The sequence below is a fragment of the bacterium genome, from assembly GCA_036524115.1.
Taxonomy (GTDB): domain Bacteria; phylum JAUVQV01; class JAUVQV01; order JAUVQV01; family DATDCY01; genus DATDCY01.
The window spans coordinates 1-6,846 of sequence record DATDCY010000222.1 but is presented as its reverse complement, the minus strand read 5'-3'; the positions used below and the strand labels follow the sequence as shown (position 1 = coordinate 6,846).

Here is a 6,846-nt window from a genome sequence, read left to right as displayed (position 1 = left end):
GCGGGGCGCCGGCGCGGATCGGCGCGGGCGGCCTGGACCGCGTTTGCGGCGGGGGCCGGGAAGTGATCGGGCGGCTGGCCGGGCGCGTCGCGCGCAAGGCCCCGAACAGCGTTCTGATCGACGTCGGCGGCGTCGGCTACCAGGTGCAGATCCCGCTCTCGACGTTCTACGCCCTCCCGGCGGAGGGGGAGCCGGCCGCCCTCGAGATCTCGACGCAGGTGCGCGAGGACGCGATCCAGCTCTTCGGGTTCGCGACGGAGCGGGAGAAGCGCCTCTTCGAGCAGTTGATCGGCGTGAGCAAGATCGGCCCGAAGCTGGCGACGGCGGTGCTCTCGGGCATGCCGGTCGACGAGCTCTGCGCCGCCATCGCGGCCGGCGACGTGGCGCGCCTCTCGACGATCCCCGGCGTGGGCGCGAAGACCGCCGAGCGCATGGCCCTCGAACTGCGGGGCAAGGTCGCGTCGCTGCTCGCGGAGGCGGGCGGCGCCGCCGCGACCGCGGTGCGCGCGGAAGGCGCGGACCGGGCTGCCGAGGACGCGGCCGCGGCGCTCGTCAACCTCGGCTACCGGCAGAAGGACGCGGAGAAGGCGGTGGGGAAGGCGGCGCGCGAGGGCGAGACGGGCCTGGAGGCCCTGATCCGCCGCGCCCTCGCCATCCTCGCGGGATGAGGATTGCCCGGGTCACTCAGGAGGCCCAGCGCCCGATCATGTCGTCTGACCAGCAACACCACCGGCGGGCGCTTCCAAGGGGGCTTCGCCCCCTATGGCGCGGCTGGCGCCGCTGTCACCCCCGGAACCATGCCCGGGCGACGTGGGGTGCTCTTGCGCGCACGCTCGACGCTGCCTTGCCAGGACACATCATGACGCTCCTGCCTGACCTGGGCAGCCAAGTCGAAAGTGGGATAGGATCGTTCTCGTGACCGAGCGCAGCGACCTTGTCGACCCCAAGCGCGAGCCCGACGACGCGCAGCTGGAGACGGCGCTGCGGCCGGCGACCTTCGAGGACTACGTCGGGCAGGACCAGCTCACCGGCAATCTGCGGATCTTCATCCGCGCCGCCCGCGAGCGCGGCGAGGCGCTCGACCACGTCCTGCTCTCCGGGCCCCCGGGGCTCGGCAAGACGACACTCGCGCACCTGATCGCCCGCGAGATGAACGTCGGCCTGCGCACGACCAGCGGCCCGGTCATCGAGCGCGCCGGCGACCTGGCCGCGATCCTGACCAACCTCTCCCCGCGCGACGTGCTCTTCATCGACGAGATCCACCGGCTCGCGCCGGTGGTCGAGGAGATCCTCTACCCGGCGATGGAGGACGGCAAGATCGATCTTGTCATCGGCCAGGGGCCGGCCGCGCGCAGCGTGCGGCTCGACCTGGCGCCCTTCACGCTCGTGGGGGCGACGACGCGCGCCGGGCTGCTGACCTCGCCGCTGCGCGACCGCTTCGGCATCGTCAGCCGGCTGGACTTCTACAGCGTCGAGCAGCTCTGCAGGATCCTCGCGCGCTCGGCGCGGCTGCTCGGCGTCTCCGGCAGCGACGAGGGGCTCGCGGAGATCGCGCGACGCTCGCGGGGCACGCCGCGCATCGCCAATCGCCTGCTGCGGCGGGTGCGCGACTTCGCCCAGGTCGAGGGCGGCAGCATCACGCGCGAGGCCGCCGACCGTGCGCTGGAGCGCCTCGAGGTCGACGCCGCCGGCTTCGACGTCATGGACCGCCGCCTGCTGCTGCTGATCATCGAGAAGTACGCCGGCGGGCCCGTGGGCGTGGAGACGCTTGCCGCGGCGCTCTCCGAGGAGAAGGACACCATCGAGGACGTCTGCGAGCCCTTCCTGCTGCAGCAGGGCTTCCTCCAGCGCACCCCGCGCGGCCGCGTCGCGACGGCGCTGGCGTACCGGCACTTCGGCATCCCGGAGCCGCCGTCCGGGTCGGCCGCGCAGGGACGACTCTTCGGCACGGCGCCGTGAGCGCCGGGGGGCTGCTGCTGCACGTCTGCTGCGCCCCCTGCGCGGCGTACCCGGTGCCGGCGCTGAGGGAGCTCACGCCGCGACTGGCGGGCTTCTTCTACAACCCGAACATCGCGCCGGACGAGGAGCGCGCGCGGCGGCTCGATGCGCTGGAGCGTTACGCACCCCTGCTGCGGCTGGACCTCGTGGTGGCCGCGGAGGACGGGGCGCCCGAGGCGGCGCCGGCCGCGACCGGTAGCCGCGACGAGCGCTGCCGTCGCTGCTACGAGCTGCGGCTGCGGGCGACGGCGCGGGAGGCGCGGCGGCTCGGGTTCGGGTGCTTCAGCACGACGCTCCTCTACTCGATCCACCAGCGGCACGAGCTCGTGCGCGCCGTCGCCGAGCAGGTGGCGCGCGCCGAGGGCGTGACCTTCCTCTACCGCGACCTGCGCGTCGGCTGGCAGGAGGGCGGCCGTCGCTACCGCGAGAGCGGGCTCTACCGCCAGCGCTACTGCGGGTGCGCGGAGTCGGCGCGCGAGCGCGACACGGGACGGCGGGCGTCCGGCACCGCGCCGCCCGCGCCCGGCGCGCCGTGATCGACCTGCACGCGCACGTCCTGCCGGGCCTGGACCACGGCCCGGGGGACTGGGACGAGGCCGTGGCGATGTGCCGCATCGCCGTGGAGGACGGGATTCGCACGATCGCGGCCACGCCGCACGTGAGCGAGGAGTTCCCGAACCGGCGCGAGAGCATCGAGGCCGCGGTCGTGGAGCTGCGCCGGCGGCTGGCGTCGGCGGACGTCCCGCTCGAGGTCGTGGCGGGAGCCGACCACCACGTCCGGCCCGACCTGGCGCCGGAGAACGTGCTCACGCTCGGTGGCAATGGCCGCTACTTCCTCCTGGAGTTTCCGTACCGGGCGCTGCCGCCGGGGGCGGACGACTTCGTGCGGACCCTCCGGGCGCGCGGGCTGACGCCGATCGTCACGCACCCCGAGCGCACCGGATCCCTGCAGCGGGAGTGGCGCGCGCTCGGGCCCCTCGTCGAAGCGGGGGCGCTCGTGCAGGTCACGGCGGGGAGCCTCCTCGGACATTTCGGGCCGGCCGCGGCGGTCACGGCGGAGCGCTTTCTCCGCGAGGGGTGGGTGCACCTGCTCGCGAGCGACGCGCACTGGGCCGGTGCGCGCGTGCCCCGGCTGGCGCAGGGGCGCGACGCCGCGGTGCGTCTTCTCGGGCCGGAGGCGGCGGCTGGGCTCGTCGAGGCGAACCCGCGCGCCATCCTCGCCGGTCGGGACCTCGGCGACCCGCCCGGGAATCCCCGGAGAATGTCTTGACAGGAAATCGGGGGCAGGCCGATACTCCGCAACCGGCCTCGGCTCTGCGCCGGGGCGGCATCCCAGGGGAGGAGAGATCGCGCATGAAGCTCTCGATCGTCATCCCGGTCTACAACGAGCGCGTCTTCTTCCCGCAGCTGCTCGAGCAGGTGCGGGCCGTGCCGATCGCGAAGGAGATCATCGTCGTGGAGGACTGCTCCACGGACGGGACCCGCGACTTCGTCCGCGAGCTGCAGTCGGCAGGCGGCTGGCCGGGGGACGAGCTCAACGAGCTGCGGGTCGCGCTGCACGAGCGCAACCAGGGCAAGGGGGCGGCGATCCGCACCGGGCTGGGCATGGTCGCCGGGGACGTCGTCATCATCCAGGACGCCGACCTCGAGTACGACCCGCGCGACTACGCGGCGCTCATCGCCCCGATCCAGGCGGGTCGCGCCGACGTCGTCTACGGGTCGCGCTTCCTTGGGGGGCCGCACCGGACGCACATGTTCTGGCACTTCGCGGCAAACCGCTTCCTCACGCTCGTCTCGAACGTCTTCACGAACCTCAACCTCACGGACATGGAGACCTGCTACAAGGTCTTCCGCGCGGAGTACGCGCGGCGCATCGTGCTGAAGTCGGAGCGCTTCGGCTTCGACCCGGAGATCACGGCGCGCCTCGCGCGGTTCAAGTGTCGCTTCTACGAGGTGCCGATCTCCTACTACGGGCGGGACTACGCGGAAGGGAAGAAGATCACCTGGAAGGACGGGTTCGTCGTCCTTCATGCCATCCTGAAATACAACATCTGGGACCGGTAGTTCGCACGGGCCGCTCGGCGGCCCTCTTTCGCTCTGACTGCGTTGTTCCTCGTGTTGCTTGTGCGGCGGGCACCAGCCCGCCTCCGCGCACACTCGTCACTGCCTTGTCAGAACGAAAGATGACGCGCCGATCGACCCATGCGGACCTGCATGCGAGGCTCGGGGACGGAGCCAAGGGCGTCGCCCTCGCTTCGCTGGGCGACGGAACCGTGCATCACGAGAACATGAAGAGGAATCACGCCAGGCACGCCGTGCACGTCCTGCCCGCGGCCAGGCGGCGAATGATCTGAACGGACGAGAAGGCCGTACACAAGCTGCCCGGAGTCGATGGGCGCAGCATTTGTCGTTCTGGCAAGGCAGTGACGAGGATGCGCGGAGGCGGCCTAGTGGCCGCCGCACAAGCAATCCGAGGAGCAACGCGGCCAGGGCGGAAAAGGCTCGCCCATGCGACCCCGGGCTAACGCGGAGGCGCGTAGCGCCGGATGAGTGCCTCGGCGATGCGCAGGCCGTCGACGGCCGCGGAGACGATCCCGCCCGCGTAGCCGGCGCCCTCGCCGGCGGCGTACAGCCCGCGCACGTTGCTCTCGCCCGCGGCGTCGCGCAGGACCCGCACCGGTGAGGAGCTGCGCGTCTCGACGCCGGTGAGCAGCGCGTCGCCGTCGGCGAAGCCGCGCAGGCGCCGCTCCAGCGCGGGCAGCGCGGCGCGGAGCGCCTCCGCCGCGAACGCCGGCAGGCAGCTCGCGAGATCGCCCGGGCGCCAGCCCGGCCGGTAGGTGGGGAGGACGACGCCGACCTTCGCCGAGGGGCGCCGCGCGAGGAAGTCGCCGACGCGCTGCACCGGGGCCGCGTGGCCTCCGCCGCCGAGGATGAAGGCGGCCCGCTCCCAGCGGCGCTGGAAGTCCAGCCCGGCGAGCGGGCCGGCGGCGCCGAAGTCCTCCGGGAGCACGCTCACGAGAAGCGCGCTGTTGGCGTTGCGGCCGTCGCGCGCGAACCGGCTCATGCCGTTGGTCACCACGCCGTCGGCCTCGGAGGCCGCCGGCACGACTTCGCCGCCGGGGCACATGCAGAAGGTGTAGACCGAGCGGCCGTCGGCGCCGTGGTGGACGAGCTTGTACTCGGCCGCGCCGAGCCGCGGGTGCCCGGCAGCCGCCCCGTGCTGGGCGCGGTCGATCGCGCCCTGGAGGTGCTCGATGCGCACGCCGAGGGACAGCGGCTTCGGCGCGAGCGCCACGCCGCGGGCGTGAAGCATCGCGAACGTGTCCCGCGCGCTGTGCCCGGCCGCGACGACCACGGCTCCGGCGGGGACCCGCTCGCCGCCGGCGAGGATGACGGCGCGCAGCGCGTCCCCGTCCACGTCCAGGTCGGCGACGCGGCTCTCGAACAAGACCTCGCCGCCGGCGGCGAGGATGCGGGCGCGCAGCGCGGGCACGACGCGCCGGAGGCGGTCCGTGCCGATGTGCGGCTTCGCCGAGACGAGGATCTCGTCCGGGGCGCCGCAGGCCGCGAGTTCGGTGAAGACCTTGTGGCGGCGGGGGTCGCCGATCAGCGTGTAGAGCTTGCCGTCGGAGAAGGTCCCGGCCCCGCCCTCGCCGAAGACGACGTTGGACTCGGGATCGAACGCGCCGCGTTCGAGCAGCGCCGCGACGTCGGCCGTCCGGCGCTCGACGGGCCGGCCGCGCTCCAGCACGAGGGGCCGGTAGCCGGCCTCGGCGAGCAGGAGCGCGGCGAAGAGCCCGGCCGGGCCGCTGCCGACGACCACCGGCCGCGCAGCGAGCCGTTCGCCGCCCGGCTGCGGCGCCTCGTAGCGCTGCTCGGGCACGGGCTCGATCCGCCCCGCGGCCGCGCGCGCCAGCAGCGCCGCAGGGTCGGCGACGTCGACGTCGATCTGATAGACGATCTGGATGCGGTCCCTGCGGCGGGCGTCGACGGCGCGGCGCGCGACGCGCCAGGACAGCAGGTCCGCCGCGGCGAACCCGAGGCGCTCGAGCAGCGCCGCGCGGATCTGCGCCTCGTCGTGGTCGAGCGGGAGGCGGACCTCGTGGACGCGGATCATCCGGAGGCGAGCGCCCGACGTGCTGCCGCGGCCCCGGCGACGTGTCCGGACGACCAGGCCCACTGCAGGTTGAAGCCGCCGCAGTCGCCATCGACGTCGAGGACCTCGCCCGCGAAGAAGAGACCGGCCGCGAGCCGGGACTCGAGCGTCGCGGGGTCCACGCCGGCGACCTCCACGCCGCCGGCGGTCACCTGCGCGTCGGCCCACGAGTCGGTCCCGGTGACCTCGAAGGCCCAGCCGCGCAGCAGGGCCGCAAGCGCGTGGAGCCTGCGTGCGTCAACGGCGTCCGCGGCGGCGGCAGGGTCGATGTCGGCCTCGCGGAGCGCCGGCACGATGAGGCGCTTGTGCAGGAAGCCCACGAGCGCAAACTCGGCGGTGATCCCTTGGCGCGCGGAGAAGCGCTCCGCGAGCAGCGCGGCGAACGCGGCGGCGTCGAGGTCCGGGCAGAGATCGACGACCGCACGCGCCTCCCGGCCGCGGCGCAGCAGCTCGCCGGCGCGGCGGCTGACGTCCAGGACCGGTGGGCCCGAGAGCCCGGTCGCGGTGAAGAGGACTTCGCCGGAGGACTCGCTGCCGCCGAGCGCGACCCGTCCCTCGACCTTGAGCCCCTTGAGGTGGGCAAGCCAGGGGGAGCGGACGCGGATCCGCGTCAGCGCGGGGAAGGGCTCGACGATCCTGTGCCCCAGGGCGGCGGCGAGGGCGTGCCCGCTGCCGTTGGAGCCGAGCTGTGG

7 protein-coding genes are annotated in these 6,846 nt (G+C 73.9%); 5 read left to right on the top strand and 2 right to left on the bottom strand.

Going from position 1 to position 6,846, the window contains the following annotated elements; genetic code table 11:
• From ruvA to VI078_10840, 5 genes are all read left to right on the top strand, one after another.
• A partial coding sequence (gene ruvA / locus VI078_10860) for a Holliday junction branch migration protein RuvA (GenBank protein HEY5999780.1) occupies positions 1-668 on the top strand: 668 nt, incomplete at its 5' end.
• Between the two features lie 247 nt (positions 669-915).
• Entirely contained in the window at positions 916-1,959 is a 1,044-nt protein-coding gene (ruvB, locus tag VI078_10855; GenBank protein ID HEY5999779.1) for a Holliday junction branch migration DNA helicase RuvB, read from the top strand.
• Positions 1,956-2,534 (top strand): epoxyqueuosine reductase QueH, encoded by a 579-nt coding sequence (locus VI078_10850; protein HEY5999778.1) that lies wholly within the window; start codon positions 1,956-1,958, stop codon positions 2,532-2,534. Before ruvB ends, VI078_10850 begins: the two co-directional genes overlap by 4 nt.
• A complete protein-coding gene (locus VI078_10845; GenBank protein HEY5999777.1) occupies positions 2,531-3,268 on the top strand; it encodes a CpsB/CapC family capsule biosynthesis tyrosine phosphatase in 738 nt (245 codons plus the stop codon). Before VI078_10850 ends, VI078_10845 begins: the two co-directional genes overlap by 4 nt.
• Before the next feature lie 83 nt (positions 3,269-3,351).
• The gene (locus tag VI078_10840) at positions 3,352-4,062 is read left to right on the top strand and encodes a glycosyltransferase family 2 protein (GenBank protein ID HEY5999776.1); all 711 of its coding nucleotides are present in this window, start codon (positions 3,352-3,354) and stop codon (positions 4,060-4,062) included.
• Positions 4,063-4,519: 457 nt separating this feature from the next.
• Here VI078_10840 and VI078_10835 read toward each other — a convergent pair whose 3' ends face one another.
• Together VI078_10835 and VI078_10830 are read right to left on the bottom strand one after the other, a co-directional pair.
• Positions 4,520-6,115 carry an FAD-binding protein gene (locus VI078_10835; GenBank protein ID HEY5999775.1) on the bottom strand — a complete coding sequence of 532 codons (1,596 nt, stop codon included), beginning with the start codon at positions 6,113-6,115 and terminating at the stop codon, positions 4,520-4,522.
• Positions 6,112-6,846 (bottom strand): aminoacetone oxidase family FAD-binding enzyme (locus VI078_10830; GenBank protein ID HEY5999774.1); only part of this gene is annotated, 735 nt, incomplete at its 5' end. The genes VI078_10830 and VI078_10835, both read right to left, overlap by 4 nt.